General features: G+C 59.4%; 15 protein-coding genes. 9 read left to right on the top strand and 6 right to left on the bottom strand.

Annotation, left to right across the window (positions count from 1 at the left end; all coding sequences use genetic code 11):
- The first annotated feature begins 1 nt into the window (after position 1).
- Positions 2-697 carry a sensor histidine kinase gene (locus D0544_RS14120; protein ID WP_125017241.1) on the top strand — a complete coding sequence of 232 codons (696 nt, stop codon included), beginning with the start codon at positions 2-4 and terminating at the stop codon, positions 695-697.
- A 59-nt stretch (positions 698-756) separates the two neighbouring features.
- Here D0544_RS14120 and D0544_RS14115 read toward each other — a convergent pair whose 3' ends face one another.
- Both D0544_RS14115 and D0544_RS14110 read right to left on the bottom strand, forming a co-directional pair.
- Positions 757-1,794 (bottom strand): GMP reductase, encoded by a 1,038-nt coding sequence (locus tag D0544_RS14115; protein WP_125017239.1) that lies wholly within the window; start codon positions 1,792-1,794, stop codon positions 757-759.
- 142 nt (positions 1,795-1,936) lie between these two features.
- Positions 1,937-2,848 carry a diguanylate cyclase domain-containing protein gene (locus tag D0544_RS14110; RefSeq protein ID WP_125017237.1) on the bottom strand — a complete coding sequence of 304 codons (912 nt, stop codon included), beginning with the start codon at positions 2,846-2,848 and terminating at the stop codon, positions 1,937-1,939.
- 136 nt (positions 2,849-2,984) lie between these two features.
- On the opposite strand from D0544_RS14110, the gene pdxH reads away from it, so the two are divergent.
- The gene (gene pdxH / locus D0544_RS14105) at positions 2,985-3,623 is read left to right on the top strand and encodes a pyridoxamine 5'-phosphate oxidase (protein WP_125017236.1); all 639 of its coding nucleotides are present in this window, start codon (positions 2,985-2,987) and stop codon (positions 3,621-3,623) included.
- A 111-nt stretch (positions 3,624-3,734) separates the two neighbouring features.
- The gene (hisC, locus tag D0544_RS14100) at positions 3,735-4,799 is read left to right on the top strand and encodes a histidinol-phosphate transaminase (protein ID WP_125017234.1); all 1,065 of its coding nucleotides are present in this window, start codon (positions 3,735-3,737) and stop codon (positions 4,797-4,799) included.
- On the opposite strand, the gene D0544_RS14095 is transcribed toward hisC, so the two are convergent.
- Entirely contained in the window at positions 4,796-6,919 is a 2,124-nt protein-coding gene (locus D0544_RS14095) for an FAD-dependent oxidoreductase (RefSeq protein ID WP_125017232.1), read from the bottom strand. The two genes, hisC and D0544_RS14095, sit on opposite strands and share 4 nt — an antisense overlap.
- Positions 6,920-7,128: 209 nt before the next feature.
- On the opposite strand from D0544_RS14095, the gene hemH reads away from it, so the two are divergent.
- Positions 7,129-8,133 (top strand): ferrochelatase, encoded by a 1,005-nt coding sequence (gene hemH / locus D0544_RS14090; protein ID WP_125017230.1) that lies wholly within the window; start codon positions 7,129-7,131, stop codon positions 8,131-8,133.
- Positions 8,134-8,175: 42 nt separating this feature from the next.
- Here hemH and ppk1 read toward each other — a convergent pair whose 3' ends face one another.
- Positions 8,176-10,347 carry a polyphosphate kinase 1 gene (gene ppk1, locus D0544_RS14085; protein WP_125017228.1) on the bottom strand — a complete coding sequence of 724 codons (2,172 nt, stop codon included), beginning with the start codon at positions 10,345-10,347 and terminating at the stop codon, positions 8,176-8,178.
- A 55-nt stretch (positions 10,348-10,402) separates the two neighbouring features.
- Positions 10,403-11,416, bottom strand: coding sequence for a porphobilinogen synthase (gene hemB / locus D0544_RS14080; RefSeq protein WP_125017226.1), 1,014 nt, complete (start codon positions 11,414-11,416; stop codon positions 10,403-10,405).
- Positions 11,417-11,587: 171 nt separating this feature from the next.
- On the opposite strand from hemB, the gene D0544_RS14075 reads away from it, so the two are divergent.
- Positions 11,588-11,896 (top strand): c-type cytochrome, encoded by a 309-nt coding sequence (locus D0544_RS14075; RefSeq protein ID WP_125017224.1) that lies wholly within the window; start codon positions 11,588-11,590, stop codon positions 11,894-11,896.
- Between the two features lie 29 nt (positions 11,897-11,925).
- Here the strand turns inward: D0544_RS14075 and D0544_RS14070 are convergent, their stop codons facing one another.
- Positions 11,926-12,318 (bottom strand): MAPEG family protein, encoded by a 393-nt coding sequence (locus D0544_RS14070; RefSeq protein ID WP_125017222.1) that lies wholly within the window; start codon positions 12,316-12,318, stop codon positions 11,926-11,928.
- A gap of 267 nt (positions 12,319-12,585) precedes the next feature.
- Here D0544_RS14070 and D0544_RS14065 point away from each other — a divergent pair, with 267 nt between their 5' ends.
- The 4 genes from D0544_RS14065 (at position 12,586) to D0544_RS14050 (ending at position 15,982) form a co-directional block, all read left to right on the top strand.
- Complete coding sequence (locus D0544_RS14065) at positions 12,586-13,248, top strand: nitroreductase (RefSeq protein ID WP_125017220.1); 663 nt, start codon at positions 12,586-12,588, stop codon at positions 13,246-13,248.
- Between the two features lie 504 nt (positions 13,249-13,752).
- Positions 13,753-14,076, top strand: a complete 324-nt coding sequence (locus D0544_RS14060; RefSeq protein WP_125017218.1) for a c-type cytochrome — start codon at positions 13,753-13,755, stop codon at positions 14,074-14,076.
- An 88-nt stretch (positions 14,077-14,164) separates the two neighbouring features.
- Positions 14,165-14,728 carry a NapC/NirT family cytochrome c gene (locus D0544_RS14055; protein WP_125017216.1) on the top strand — a complete coding sequence of 188 codons (564 nt, stop codon included), beginning with the start codon at positions 14,165-14,167 and terminating at the stop codon, positions 14,726-14,728.
- Positions 14,729-15,040: 312 nt separating this feature from the next.
- Entirely contained in the window at positions 15,041-15,982 is a 942-nt protein-coding gene (locus D0544_RS14050; protein WP_125017214.1) for a DmsE family decaheme c-type cytochrome, read from the top strand.

The raw sequence follows: 15,982 nt of genomic DNA, 5'->3' as shown, positions 1-15,982 counted from the left end.
CATGAGCCAACCACCCGACACCCAGATCGACTTCGCCACCGTGCTGGCATCCTCCGTGCACGACATGAAAAACTCGCTGGGGCTGCTGCTCAACTCGATCGACAACCTGTGCGCCGCCCAGCCCCCGAGTACGCCGGAGGAGTATGCCCGCTACTCGCTGTTAAACTACGAGGCCTCCCGGGTTAACAGCAACCTGATCCAGCTGCTGAGTATCTACCGCTTGCAGCAGAACCAGCTCCCCCTGTCGATCTCGGAGCAGTATGTCAGCGACCTGCTGGAGGAGCAGCTGGCACTGAATGATCCCCTGTTGCAGGCGCGGCGCATCACTCCGGAGCTGGAGTGCGACCCCGAGCTGGTCGGCTATTTTGACCAGTCCCTGGTGGCAGGCACCCTCAACAATGTGATTCTCAACAGCACCCGCTATACCCGCGACCGGCTAAAGATCAGCGCCTACCAGCAGGGAGAGTACCTGGTCATTGAGGTCGCCGATAACGGCTCGGGGTACCCGCAAGAGATGTGCCAGCAGGGGGGAACGCAGCCGGGACCGGTCGATTTCAGCAGCGGCAGCACCCAGCTGGGTCTCTACTTTTGCCGGGAGATCGCACGCCTGCATCAGCAGGATGGACGCTTCGGCTATATCGATCTCAGCAACGGCGGCTCTCTGGGCGGAGGTATTTTTCGCCTGTACCTGCCCTAAAAGCGGGCACCGGGGAGGGAGCGCCCAGCCCCTTCCCTTGTTACACCCACGGGTTAGCCTCAGGAGAAGACCTGGTTCTCCTGCTCCATCACCCGGATAAAGGTGGTGCGCTTGGACAACTCCTTGAGGGAAGCAGCCCCCACATAGGTGCAAGCGGAGCGCACGCCCCCCATAATATCCCGCACCCGCTCCACGACCGGTCCCCGGTAGGGCACCTCGACCGTCTTGCCTTCGGAGGCACGGTACTCGGCAACGCCCCCGGCGTGTTTATCCATCGCCGTCTCGGAACTCATTCCGTAGAACAGCTTGTAACGCTTGCCATCGCGCTCTACCAGCTCACCGCCACTCTCGTCGTGACCCGCAAACAGCCCGCCGATCATCACCATATCCGCCCCTCCGCCGAAGGCTTTGGCGACATCACCGGCACAGCTACAACCACCGTCGGAGATGATCAGGCCGCCGAGGCCGTGGGCCGCATCGGCACACTCCATCACCGCGGACAGCTGAGGGTAGCCAACGCCGGTCTTGACGCGGGTAGTACAGACGGAACCCGGCCCAATACCGACCTTGACCACATCGGCTCCGGACAGGATCAGCTCCTCCACCATCTCACCAGTAACCACGTTACCGGCAATGATTACCTTGTTCGGAAACGCCTTGCGCACCTTACGCAGATAGGAGACAAACGTCTCGGAGTAGCCATTGGCAACATCGATGCAGATAAACTGCAACCCCGGGTGCTGCTTGATAATCGCCTGCAGGCGCTCGAAATCCTCGCTCGAGGTGCCGGTGCTGACCATGATGTGCTGGTAGATCGATGGCTCCTGGCCATCGAGGAAACCCTTCCACTGCTCCAGGCTGTAGTGCTTGTGAATGGCCGTCAGCATGCCATGGCTGGCCAGTTCGGCCGCTATCTCAAAGGTGCCTACGGTATCCATATTGGCGGCAACCACGGGGACACCGCTCCAGCGGATTCCGCTGTGCAGGAAGGTGTAGGTTCTATCCAGTGCAACTTGGGAGCGACTCTTGAGAGTCGATCGCTTGGGCCTGATCAGGACATCTTTGAAACCCAGTTTAATGTCGGTTTCTATGCGCATAATCACTCCACAATAGAGGGTTGTATCCAGAAGTCATGTACAAGCGAGGGGCGATAAAAAAGGGGTCGCCGAACGGCACCCCCTGAGAGCTTATACAGACCGATTCTGGGTCATTGCCCCACAAATGTAAACCTATCTCCCCCTAGCCAACATAGACCTGCACACAGTCACGACCGGCCTTTTTGGCCGCATACAGGGCGGAGTCTGCCGCCTCTATCAGTTGGCTGCTGGGCATATCGATATCCGGCACCATGGCCGCCACACCTCCACTGAGGGTGACATGATCCGCCACCGTCGACGCCGCATGGGGGACCGTCAGGGCGGCCACCGCATCGCACAGTTTCTGGGCCAACACCGTGGCATCATGACGATCCAGCTCGGGCAACACCGCGACAAACTCCTCACCCCCGTAGCGGGCCAACAGATCTCCGGAGCGCTGGATATTGGCCAGCAGGCAGTCGGCAATACGCTGCAGGCAGCGGTCTCCGGCCATATGGCCGTAGTGATCGTTATAGGCCTTGAACAGGTCGACATCCAGCATCACCAGCGCCAGGGAGGTCTGGTTACGGCACGCGCGACGCCATTCGGCCTCGATATAGCCATCGAACTTGCGTCGATTATAGAGCCCGGTCAGGCTATCGTGGACCGACAGGTCCGAGAGCATGTCCCGCTGCCGCTTCAGTTGCAGATGGGTGCGTACCCGCGCAACCAGCACCGGCACCGAAAAGGGCTTGACGATATAGTCCACCGCCCCCAGTGACAGGCCGTAGGCCTCCTGCTTCTCCTGATCTTCGGAAGTGATCAGGATAATGGGGATATGGCGCGTCTTTTCATTGTCGGAGAGCTGCCTGCAGAGTTCATAGCCATCAATGTCCGGCATCGTGACATCCAGCAGAATCAGGTCCGGCATCTCGTCCTGCTCGGCCCTTACCAGGGCGTCCCGTCCACAGGTGGCCACATCTATGTTGAACTCCCGGCTCAATATCTGACCCAGAACGCGGATATTTACCTCCTCATCCTCAATGATCAGTACCGACTGTTTCTCCTTAACCATCTGCTACACCTCTGAACAGGTCTCCAGAGAGTATAGATCAGCGCCACAGGTTGGTTAGTGGAGATGATCACAGGGCTGGTCAAGGCCCTGCCGTCACAGGATAATGGCGCCAGCCACATAACGCTGGAGAGAGAGCGTGGAGATAGAAAAGCTGCGACGCGAGTACCTGCACGGCGGACTGCACCGCAAAGACCTCAAGGCGGACCCCATCGCCCAGTTTGAGCTCTGGCTGCAGCAGGCGATCGACGCCAAACTGCCCGACCCCACCGCCATGAGCGTGGCCACCGTGTCGGCGGATGGTTACCCCTCACAACGCATCGTCCTGCTTAAGCAGCTGGACCCGCGGGGCTTTGTCTTCTTTACCAACCTCGGCAGTACCAAGGCACAGCAGATCGAGGGGAATCCCAGGGTCAGCCTTCACTTCGCCTGGCTGGAGCTGGACCGGCAGGTGATCATCAGCGGCCACGCCAGCCGCCTCAGCCACCGCGAGGTGCTGGGCTATTTCCTGAGCCGCCCCAAGGAGAGCCAACTCGCTGCCTGGGCTTCGCGCCAGAGCCACCCTATCTCCTCACGCACCCTGCTGGAACAGAAGTTTGCGGAGATGAAGCACAAGTTTTCCAGCGGCGAGATCCCGCTCCCTTCCTTCTGGGGAGGCTTCAGGGTCGATCCGCGTCGCATCGAGTTCTGGCAGGGGGGAGCCCACCGCCTTCACGACCGCTTTCTCTATACACGCGGCGAAAGCAACGAATGGGCGATTGAGCGCCTTGCCCCCTAAAGCGAGGCCTTGAGCCGCTGCCGGCTTTTCCAGGCGGCTATCTGTTGCCATCACCAACGGATGGCTATAATGGCCGCCTCATCATCCACTTTACCCGCAAGAGCCTGTCCAATGAGCCGATTCTGGAGCGCCAAGGTCCACGACCTCACCCCCTATGTCCCGGGCGAGCAGCCGCAGGATCAAGTGTATATCAAGCTCAACACCAACGAGAGCCCCTACGGCCCGTCGCCCAAAGCCATTAGCGCCATGCAGGCCGCCTGTGATGACCGGCTACGGCTCTACCCCGACCCGCAGGGGCTGGCGCTGAAAGAGAGCATTGCCAGGCTCTATGGACTCTCCAGCGACCAGGTCTTCGTTGGCAACGGCTCCGATGAGGTGCTGGCCTTCAGCTTCCAGGGATTCTTTAAGCAGGATAAGCCGCTGCTGTTCCCGGATATCAGCTACAGCTTCTACCCGGTCTACTGCGAGCTCTACGACATTGAAGCGCGCACCCTTCCCCTGGACAGCGAGTTTGCTATCGACCTGGACCAGTACCCGCAGGAGAACGGCGGCATCATCTTTCCCAACCCCAACGCCCCCACCGGGCGGGCGCTGTCGCTGGACGCCATCGCTGCCCTGCTGGAGCGCAACCGCGATTCGGTGGTGGTGGTGGATGAGGCCTATATCGACTTCGGCGGAGACAGTGCCGCGTCCCTGATCCCCCGCTTTGACAACCTGCTGGTGATCCAGACCCTCTCCAAGTCGCGCGCACTGGCAGGCATTCGGGTGGGCTTCGCCCTGGGCAACCGGGAGTTGATCGAGGGGCTTGAACGCATCAAAAACTCCTTCAACTCCTATCCCCTGGATCGACCTGCCCTGGCGGGCGCGACCGCGGCTATCGAGGACCGGGAGCATTTCGAGTCCAGCTGCCGCAAGGTGATCGCCACCCGCGAGTGGTGTTCAACGGCGCTCAGCCAGATGGGTTTTGAAGTAATCCCCTCCAAAGCCAACTTTGTCTTCGCCAGCCACCCCCGGCACAGCGCAGCCGAACTCTACCAGCAGCTGAAAGAGGGTGGCATCCTCGTGCGCTACTTCAATAAAGCCCGCATCAACAACCACCTGCGCATTACCATCGGCACCGATTCGGAGATGCAGCAGTTGATTACCCGTCTTGAGGCGCTGCTGGGCAATGCCTAGCCACCCCGCTGGCGACGGTGATAGCGCTCAACCCACTCGAGTAAACGCTGGGGAGCGTGGGCCCGCTTCCACTCCCCGGCAACAAACTTGTTGCTTTCCGAAAGTGTCGGATAGATGTGGATCGTGCCGAGGATTTTATTGAGGCCGATCCGCTGCTTCATCGCGCTCACGTACTCGGTGATCAGCTCGGCAGCGTGGTAACCAACGATGGTGACCCCCAGGATACGGTCTCGCCCGGGAACCGTAAGCACCTTGATAAAGCCGTAGGCGGCCTCGTCGGCAATCGCCCGGTCCAGGTCGGAGATATCGTAGCGGGTGACCTCATAGGAAACCCCCCGTTCCCGTGCCTCCTGCTCATTCAACCCCACCCGCGCCACCTCCGGGTCGCAGAAGGTGGCCCAGGGAATCACCGAGTAATCCACCTTGAACTTCCACCAGCGACCAAACAGCGCATTCACCGTGGCGTACCAGGCCTGATGGCTGGCGGCGTGGGTAAACTGATAGGGACCGGCCACATCGCCACAGGCAAAGATATTGGGGTAGCGGGTCTGGAGGTACTCATTCACCTCGAGGGTGCCCTGTCGGGTGAGGGGGATATCCAGATTCTCCAGCCCGAACCCGCTGGTATTGGCCTTGCGGCCCACCGCCATCAGGAGCTGGTCAAACTCGATACGCACCTCTTCACCCCGGTGTTCGGCCACCAGCCACTTACCCCGCTCATCACAACCAAAGGAGAGCGGCTTGTGGTCAACCCGCAGATCAACCCCCTCGGCAACAAACCGCTCCGCCACCAGTGCCGAGACATCTTCATCTTCCCTGGGCATGATACGGGAGGCCATATCCAGCTGAATCACGCAGCTCCCCAAACGGGAGAAAGCCTGGGCCAGCTCGCAACCAATAGGCCCCCCTCCGATCACCAGCAAACGACCGGGCTGCTCCCGCAGCCCCCAGATCGTATCGGAGGTGAGATACCCCACGGTATCAAGCCCTGGAATCGGCGGCACAAAGGGGCGGGCTCCGGTCGCGATCACAATGTTACGGGTGTTGATGGTGGTGCCATTGACCTCTACCTGCCAGGGGCTCTTGATGGTCGCCTGACCGCTCACACAGTCGACCCCCAGCGCGCTGTATCGCTCGATCGAGTCGTGCGGCTCGATCTTGCTAATGACTCGCTGCACCCGCTCCATCACGGCGGGAAAGTCCACCGCCACCGAGTTCACCTTGAGTCCGTAGTGGGCGGCATTGTCTGCGTAGTGCTTTATACGCGCACTGCGAATCAGCGCTTTGCTGGGTACACAACCGGTGTTGAGGCAGTCACCCCCCATGCGCTCCTTTTCCACCAGAGACACCCGCGCCTTCACTGCCGCAGCAATGTAAGAGGAGACCAGCCCCGCCGAGCCGGCACCGATCACCACCAGGTTCGTATCGAAGCGCTCCGGCCTTGGGTAACTCCTGTAGAGGGCCCGCTGCCGGACCCTGCCCAACAGGGCGCGAGCCATCCAGGGAAAAAAAGCCAGCACCAAAAAGGAGGCGAGCAGGCCAGGGGTCATCACCCCCTGCACACTGAGCTCCTCGACCTGCCCCAACTGCGCTCCGGCGTTGACATAAACCAGGGTGCCCGCCAGCATCCCCAGCTGGCTGACCCAGAAGAAGCGCCAGACCTTCATGGGGGTTAGGCCCATCACCAGGTTAATCACAAAGAAGGGCACCGCCGGGATCAGCCGCAGGGTAAAAAGATAAAATGAACCCTCACGTTTTATGCCCTGATTGATGCTCTCCAGATAAGTGCCAAAGCGCTGCTGAACCCAGTCTCTCAGCAGCGTACGGGAGATCAGGAAGGCCAGGGTCGCGCCAATGGTGCTGGCAAACGAAACCAGTACCACCCCCTCCCACAACCCGAATACCGCCCCACCTACGATGGTCATCACGGCGGCTCCCGGGAGAGAAAAGGCGGTCACCGCAACATACACCAGAAAGTAGAGCAGCCTCGTGGTGCCCGGATTTTCCCGATACAGATCGGCAAAGAGATCCAGCGTCAGGTATTGGCGCAGGTCCAACGCAAAAAACAGCGCCAAAGCCACCCCCAGTAGTACCAACACCCCCCACTTCGATCGACTCATTGATTAACCACCCTGTCCAGAAACTGCGCTGTCACCATCATAGTGTGTCGCCCCAAGGATGAGAAAGGGGTATCGGGGTAATTGTTTCATTGCAACGTACCCGAATCACACCAGTGGGTGCGCGTCGGCCAGCAGCGCGATACACTAGATCTGCCAGCCCATGGCATCCAAAGATCAACAGAGAGTCCAGCCGACTTTAAAGGAGCCCGATGAGCACCCCCGCGCCCAAGACCGCCCTGCTACTGCTAAACCTCGGATCGCCCGATGAGCTGTCCCCTGCCGCACTGCGACGTTATCTGCGTGAGTTCCTGTCCGACCGCCGCGTGATCGAAGCGCCGCGCCTGGTCTGGTGGTTCGTGCTCAATGGCGTGATTTTGCCCTTCCGGCCTCGCAAGCTGATGCACGCCTACGGCAACATCTGGACTGAGCAAGGTTCACCTATCCGGACCATCAGCCTGCAACAGCAGCACGCGCTTCAGAGCGAACTCAACCGCCGGCTGGGCGATGGCCAGGTGCAGGTAGAGTTGGCCATGACCTACGGCAACCCCTCCATCACCGCTGCGTTTGAGCGCCTTGAGCAGGCGGGTGTTGAGCGGGTGCTGGTGCTGCCCCTCTTCCCCCAGTACAGCGCAACCACGACCGCCGCCTGCTTCGACGCCATTGCACGCGCCCTGGCTGGGCGTCGCAACATTCCCGAGCTGCGATTCATTCGCCAGTACCACGAACAGCCTGCCTACATCGAGGCCCTGGCTAACTCGGTAAGGGAGCACTGGCAGCAGCAGGGCCGGCAGGGACACCTGATGTTCTCTTTCCACGGTTTGCCGCTCAGCTACGTAGAAAAGGGGGATCCCTACCCCCGACAGTGTGAAGCCACCGTGGAGGCGGTGGTCCGGCAGCTGGGGCTGTCCGAGCAGGAGTGGACCCTGTGCTACCAATCACGGGTGGGGATCGCTCCCTGGCTCCAGCCCTACACCGATGAAACCCTCATCGAGTGGGCTAAAGAGGGGCGCAGCGGTGTCGATGTGATCTGCCCCGGTTTCAGCGCCGACTGCCTGGAAACCCTGGAGGAGGTGGCGATCACCAATAAGGAGCTGTTTGAGGAGGCGGGCGGTAGCGATTACCAGTACATACCGGCCCTTAACGCCAGCAGCGCCCATATCCAGCTGCTGGCCGACACCGCCGTCAAGCAGCTGGGGGGATGGCTGGACCCATAGCCCCCCAGTGACCCATCAGCGGGTGCTACGGAGAGCCCTGCTTCAGGTCAACTTTATCAACAGCTGCATCTGGGCGTCCCGGCGCGGCTGGTTGGCGCGCGGCTGGTTCTGGCGATAACTGCCGTCACTTTGCAGCTGCCAGCTCATGCAGTTGTCCTGTAGATAGGCATCCAACTCCTTTTTCACCCGCTGGGCCAGTTTCGGGTGTTCAATCGGATAGCAGGTCTCGATCCGGTGATCCAGATTGCGCACCATCCAGTCGGCGCTGGAGGCGTATACCCTGGGCTCGCCGTTATTGGCGAAGTAGAAAGTCCGCGAATGCTCAAGGAAGCGACCGACAATGGAGCGCACTCGAATGTTGTCGGACAGCCCGGGCACACCAGGGCGCAGGCAACAGATGCCGCGAATAATGAGATCGATCTTGACCCCGGCCTGAGACGCCTTGTAGAGCTCTTTGATCACCTTGGCCTCGGTCAGGGAATTGCATTTGACGATAATGTGCCCCTTGCCGCCGGCCTCCACGTGCTGGATCTCCTGCTGGATATGGTCGAGCAACCCCTTTTTCAGGGTAAAGGGGGCGTGCAGCAGTTTCTTCACCCGCACCGCTTTACCCATGCCTGTCAACTGCTGGAAGATCTTGGACACATCGTTGGTCAGGTCCTTGTCCCGTGTCAGCAGGCTGTAGTCGGTGTAAAGGCGCGCGTTTCCGGCGTGGTAGTTACCGGTACCCAGGTGCGCATAGCGAACGATCTTTCCATCTTCACGCCGCACCACCATCATCAGCTTGGCGTGGGTTTTGTACCCCACTACGCCGTACACCACGATGGCACCCGCCTCCTGTAGCCGTCTCGCCAGGGTCAGGTTCTCCTCCTCATCGAAGCGGGCACGCAGTTCGATGACAACGATCACCTCCTTGCCGTTGCGGGCCGCATCCACCAGCGCGTCGACAATCTCCGACTGGGCTCCGGTGCGATAGAGGGTCTGTTTGATGGCCAGCACATGGGGGTCCTTCGCCGACTGGCGCAGCAGGTCCACCACCGGTGTAAAGGACTGGAAGGGGTGCAGCAGCAGGATATCGTTACTGGTGATGGCGTCGAACAGGTTTTCCTTGGGCATCAGCCCCTTGGGAAAACTCGGCGTAAAGGGCTGGTACTGCAACTCAGGGAGGTTAGGCAGGTTACACAGGTCCATCAGGCGCGCCAGATTAACCGGGCCGTTGACCTCATAGAGCTCATCCTGGGTCAACCCAAACTCCTTGAGCAGGAAGTTGGCCAGCTCCGGGGTGCAATTGTCGGCCACTTCCAGTCTCACCGCCTTGCCCCAGCGCCGTGATTGCAGCTCCCCCTGCAGCGCCGTCGCCAGATCCTCAACCTCGTCATCGAGAATCAGGTCGCTGTTACGGGTGAGACGGAACTGGTAACAGCCCTTGATGGTCATGCCGGGAAACAGGTCTTCGGCGTGCTGGTGAATCATTGCCGACAACAGCGTGAAGCAGATTCCCTCGCCACTGAGCTCGGGCGGAAAGCGGATCACGCGCGGCAGCGAGCGGGGGGCCGGGATAATCGCCATACCGGTTTCCCGCCCGAACGCATCCTTACCCTCCAGCGAGACAATAAAGTTGAGGTTTTTATTGGCCAATCGGGGAAAGGGGTGCGCCGGGTCCAGCCCGATGGGGCTGATCACGGGCATCACCTCGGAGTAGAAGTAATCGCTCACCCACTGCACCTGCTCCTCACTCCACTCGCTGCGGCGCAGGATGCGTATATTTTGCTCCTGCAGGGCAGGCAGCAGTTGCTCTTGCAGCATCTCGTACTGGCGCGCCACACTCTCATGGGTGATGCGACTGATTTCGTTCAGCACCTGCTGGGGCTGCATGCCGTCGAGTCCCACCTGCTCGCGGGAAAAGTCGATCTGCTGCTTGAGCCCGGCCACCCGGATCTCAAAAAACTCATCCATGTTGCTACTGAAGATCAACAGGTAGCGTAGCCGCTCCAGGAGCGGATGCTCTTCGTTTGCCGCCTGCTCCAGTACCCGCAGGTTAAACTGGAGGTTACTCAGCTCGCGGTTGATGTAGTAATCGGAGTTGCTGTAGTCCGTCAACTTTTCGACCACCGGCGGGCTCGCCTCCTCCTGGACCTCAAGCGCCTCAGTGTCTGCTGTCAACTTCGTGCCCTCGACTTCGAGGGTACTATCGGCTTTAGCCTGCGGGTTCATGGCTCTCTCCCTGATAGGGTTGAGGGTAAAGCGCCTGCTTTACCCGAATATTGGGCTAGCGGTTTTGCAGCAAGCGGGCTGCATCCATCGCGAAGTAGGTCAAAATGCCATCGGCACCCGCCCGCTTGAAGGCCAGCAGGGACTCCAGCATAACGCTGTTTTCGTCCAGCCAGCCGTTGGCGAAGGCGGCTTTGTGCATGGCGTACTCACCACTCACCTGATAGACAAAGGTGGGCACTTTTAGCTCATCCTTGACCCGGCGCACAATGTCCAGGTAGGGCATGCCCGGCTTGACCATCACCATATCGGCCCCCTCGGCCAGGTCCAGGGCCACCTCATGCAGAGCCTCATCGCTGTTGGCCGGATCCATCTGGTAACTGTACTTGTTGCCCTTGCCCAGGTTTCCGGCCGAGCCGACTGCGTCGCGGAAGGGGCCATAATAGGCGGAGGCGTATTTAGCCGAGTAGGCCATGATACGGGTGTTGGTATGCCCCTCCGCCTCCAGCAGCTGGCGAATGGCGCCGACCCGCCCATCCATCATGTCCGAAGGAGCGACAATATCGGCCCCCGCCTCGGCATGGGAGAGCGCCTGGCGGATCAGCACATCGATCGTTTCCTGGTTAAGCACATAACCGCTGGCGTCGATGATGCCGTCCTGCCCGTGGGTCGTGAACGGATCCAGTGCCACATCGGTCATCACCCCCAGCTCAGGGTGACGATCCTTGAGTGCCTTGACCGCACGCTGCGCCAGCCCATCCGGATTAAAGGCCTCCTTCGCGTCCAGGCTTTTGGCGGACAAAGGGGTTACCGGGAACAGGGCAACGGCGGGAATCCCCAATGCGACCATCTCGTCGGACTGTTTGAGCAGCAGATCGATACTCAGGCGCTCCACCCCCGGCATGGAGGGCACCGCCTCCCGCTGGTTCTCTCCCTCCAGCACAAAGACCGGGTAGATCAGGTCGTCGCAGCTGAGCCGGTTTTCCCGCATCAGGCGACGGGAAAACTCGTCAAACCGCATGCGACGAGGGCGGGTTAATGGGTATTGGCGCTGAGAATCGGAAAAAGACACTGCATCACTCCCTAATGGTGAACGGTTCGACCGGTTAAGCGGGCATCATAACCCATTGAACGGCCGCTTCAATGCGTTACATCAAGCCGCTTTGAGGTGAGCGCCCCTTGCCCTACAATCTCTCGCACCCGACGGTGCCCCTTTCCCTAGACCCGTCGAAAGGAGATACCCATGAGATGCACCCTGATCTTCGCAGCCACCCTACTGCTGCTCCCCGAGCTCGCGAGCGCCCAGGGGGATGCGGCGGCCGGAAAGGCAAAATCAGCCATTTGTGCGGCCTGCCACGGCGCCAACGGCAAAGCCACCATCGCCACCTACCCCAATCTGGCGGGGCAGAACTACGACTACATCGTCTATGCCCTTAACGCCTATAAAAGCGGGGCACGCTCCGGGGGCCAGGCCGCCATTATGCAGGCGCAGGCGGCCAAGCTTTCCGCAGAGGATATCGCTAACCTGGCCGCCTATTTTTCAGGTCTCTAGAGTACAGGCGGCCGCCACCACCCTCGGCGCTAAAGCCCCCAGAGCGGGCTTAACATCAGAGCCAGGCTGCACCCCAGGCCAACCCCCCAGCTCAATGAACGCAGGGTGCCCAGGTTTAACAGATAGAGGGCGTTGTAGATCAGGCGGGCCACAACAAAAGTGACCGCCAGAGCATCCACCGCCCCCGGGCTGGCGCCGGCCTGCACCGCAACCAACACCCCCGCCGCGAACAGGGGGAAGGCTTCAATGCTGTTTTGGTGCGCCGACAGCGCCCTGAAACCCCAGCCTTCCAGTCGAGCCTGCTGCCGCCTCGGCTCGAGGTTGTCATACCCCTGTAGCTGATGCATTGCCAACGCCACCGGAACCTTGCTAACGATAATCAGCAGCGCTGCCGCCACCAAACAGTACAGAGCCACACTCATGTTGCCTTTTACCTCATCGTCAAATATTGAGTCGTTATTCCTTACCTGCTGACCACTGCATCGGCTGGGTGCTCCAACCAACGCCTGATCCACCTTAACGACTCCCCCTGTCAGGCACAAGCCACCCCCCGACAGAGCGGCCTATTGGCCAAAACAGTCAACTCCCCTTGCCATAAGCAACAAAAAAACGCCCTTCGCCGAATAGCGATTGAGCCGTCCCGTCACCCTGTAATAGGCTAAAAGCCATTCCAATGCGTGTAACCAACTATGCCGCTATACGACCTTATCCAATCCAGGCGCACCGTGAGGGGCTTTACCGAGCGCCTGATCGAGCCGCAGCTGTTGCGACAACTATTCGACCAGGCCAGGCAATCCCCCTCCAATTGCAATACCCAGCCCTGGCACACCTATGTGGTCAGCGGACAGCGCTGCCGACAGCTGGCCGAGCAGCTTTACGCCCACGTCTGTAGCGGCCACCCACCGCAGCCGGACTTTGGGTTTATGGCCAGTTATGAGGGGGTCTTCCGCGAGCGCCAGGTGGCCTGCGCCCAGGCGCTTTATCGCAACCTGGGTATCGCCAGAGAGGACAAGGCGGGCCGGATGCAGGCGCTGCTGGACAACTACCGCTTCTTTGGCGCCCCCCATGTTGCTTTTATTGGTATGCCCCGCAGCTACCACACGGTCAATGCGGTCGACATCGGCATCTACGCGCAAACCCTGATGTTGCTGATGACCGAGCAGGGCATAGCCAGCTGCCCACAGGGCGCACTGGCTTACTACCCCGAGCTGGTGCGTCGGGAGCTGGGGATCGACCCGGAGGTGGGGCTGCTACTGGGCATCTCTTTCGGCTACGAAGACAGCGAACATCCCGCCAACAAAACCCGAACCGATCGCGCTCCGCTGGACGAAAACACCCGATTTCTTGATTAACCCGCAACCCGGTCGGCCGAGAGGGGCATCCTGGACCCTCTGGCGGGCACCCTACCAACCTAACAACCCGCCCTCGAAATAGCCGATCCCAAGGCTATGGGGCACGGGTCAACCCAAGCCAAAGCCACTCAATACAATCATCGGCGTGCCAACACCCACCCCTGAAAACTGACCCAGATCAAAAGATACTGCCGGAGAGAGCACACCTGTGAACAACCCTCAAGTTCGCTTATTCACTTATGTAGGAGAAATAGTTATTTTTACGAGCGATTAGCTATCAACTGTCAAAATCAGATCGCCTAAATAGCAAGAACACGATATCTTCTCGTCTTGAAATGAGCGACAGCATCACAGATTTTCAGATCGCTTGAACAAGCGTACCTTAAGGTCTACCTTGTGTACGGATTGCCGCCTAAAATTATCGGCAACTACTTATCGTGATATGGACATTAGCTTGATATTGTTTGTGGTAACTGTTTTCCCCAGACACCCCAAGGAGTCAAAATGAAAGTTTCTGCTATAGCCGCTACCTCCATCGCTGCCTTGCTGGCCCTCACCTCTATTGAGGCCCACGCCATTAACGCTCAACGCGAACTTCAAAAGCAGGGCTGCCTCAAGTGCCACGCGGTGTCCCGCAAAAAGGATGGTCCCTCCCTGAAGGAGATCGCCGCAAAGTACAAGGATGACTCCGAGGCAATGGCCAAGCTCAAGGAGCACGCCTCTTCCAGCCCCGAAATCGAAGTCAACGGCAAGAAGGAAACCCACAAAAAGCTGGAGCTTGAAGGTGCCGACCTGGATGAGGTATTGACCTGGATTCTGACCCGTTAATAGCCCCACTACTGATCTGTTTGATTTGAAGTAAGGCAATTCATGGAGCCCGGCCATCCGGGCTCCTTCAAGCAAGAGGTACAAGGCTATGTGGAAAAACCTGCTCGCCTTCGTTAAAAAGTGGTGCACCCTGCCGATCATCGCTGCGTTTGTGATTGGTGCTGGCGTTACCATCGGTTCCCAGGCCGTTATCAGTTACACCAACACAGAAGCCTTCTGCATCTCGTGCCACGAGATGCGTGATACCGTTTACGCCGAGTACCAGGACACCATCCACGATCGCAACCGCACCGGCAAGCGGGCCATCTGTGCCGACTGCCATGTGCCCCACGAATTCATCCCCAAGATGATCCGCAAGATTAAAGCGACCAAGGAGCTCTACTACAAAATGACCGGCAAGATCGACACGCCGGAGAAGTTTGAAGAGCACCGCTACGAGCTGGCCCTTAACGAGTGGCGCCGCTTGAAGGCCAACGACTCGGCCGAGTGCCGCTACTGCCACGATGTCAATGCGATGGACCCGGAACGGCAGACGGAAGAGGCTCAGGATAGGCATAAACGCGGCTTTGCAGAGGGCAAAACCTGTATCGACTGCCACTTTGCAATAGCTCACTTTGAACCCGACGGCGAGTTAAGCCCGGAGGATCTTTAAACAATCGGCGCGGCTTACCCCGCGCCTTTTGCGTTATTGGAAACGATAAAACCCACTAAAATAGTGGGATTAAAAAGAGACAGATTGTAGGTCGGGCTTTAGCCCGACAAACAACGACACACAATGACCCCGGTAAATGTCGGCCTAAAGGCCGACCTACAGGGGACAAAAAGAGCACAGGGTTTGAAGCCCAGGGTCGGGAGCCCAAGGCTTCACTAAGGAACGGTAACCTGACGGACCGTGATTCGAACGTTCAGAAACCCACCAAAAAGGTTTCGAATGTTTTTGCTTGATAAATAGAGGGAGAAAACTATGGATAGGTACATACCACTTCGGGTTCTGAAGGGGCTTGGCCTGGGGGCGGTGCTGGTGTCAGCAATGGCAGCGGTTCAGCCTGCGGTCGCCGCGGAAGATGAAAGGGGTGACCTGGTACTGACGGGCGATGCCCAGTGTACCCGCTGTCACGATGAATATGAGCTCTACCCGGTGCTGTCGATCGGCAAGACCAAGCACGGCACCATGGCCGACGGCCGCACCCCAAGCTGTACCAACTGCCACGGAGAGAGCAAGGACCACCTCGGCGGCGCTGACGACCAGCCCGACCGCCCACTACCGGATGTAATGTTCGGTAAAAACTCGAAGAGCACGGCGGCTGAGCAAAGCGCCTCCTGCGAAAGCTGCCACTCCGGCGGCAACCGCATCCACTGGGCCAGCAGTACCCACAAGGCCAACGACGTAGCCTGTAGCTCCTGCCACCAGGTCCACGCCCAGCACGACAAGGTGCGCGAGAAAACCACCCAGGCGGAGGTCTGCTTCAGCTGCCACAAGGAGCAGCGCATGGCCTACACCAAGTTCTCTCGTCACCCGATCGAAGAGGGGCTCGTCACCTGCTCCAGCTGCCACAACACCCACGGCGGCACCGGACCCAAGCAGCTGGTCAAGGATACCGTGACCGATACCTGCTACCAGTGTCACGCCGAGAAGCGCGGTCCCTTTATCTGGAACCACGAGCCTGTGCAGGAAAACTGTGCCCTTTGCCACAACCCCCACGGCTCAAACATCCCCAACATGCTAACCGTGCGGGCTCCATACCTGTGCCAGGAATGTCACGGCGGTGAAAGCACCCACCGTGGCCATGCACCAGCCCAGGATGATGTGTATACCGCGGCTAGAGGCTGTGTTAACTGTCACACCGCCATTCATGGTGGAAACAGCCCGATTGATAGCAGCAAATCTCGCACCTTCAGGCAATAA

The organism is Aestuariirhabdus litorea, assembly GCF_003864255.1.
Classification (GTDB): domain Bacteria; phylum Pseudomonadota; class Gammaproteobacteria; order Pseudomonadales; family Aestuariirhabdaceae; genus Aestuariirhabdus; species Aestuariirhabdus litorea.
This window is presented reverse-complemented; position numbering and strand designations above follow the sequence as displayed.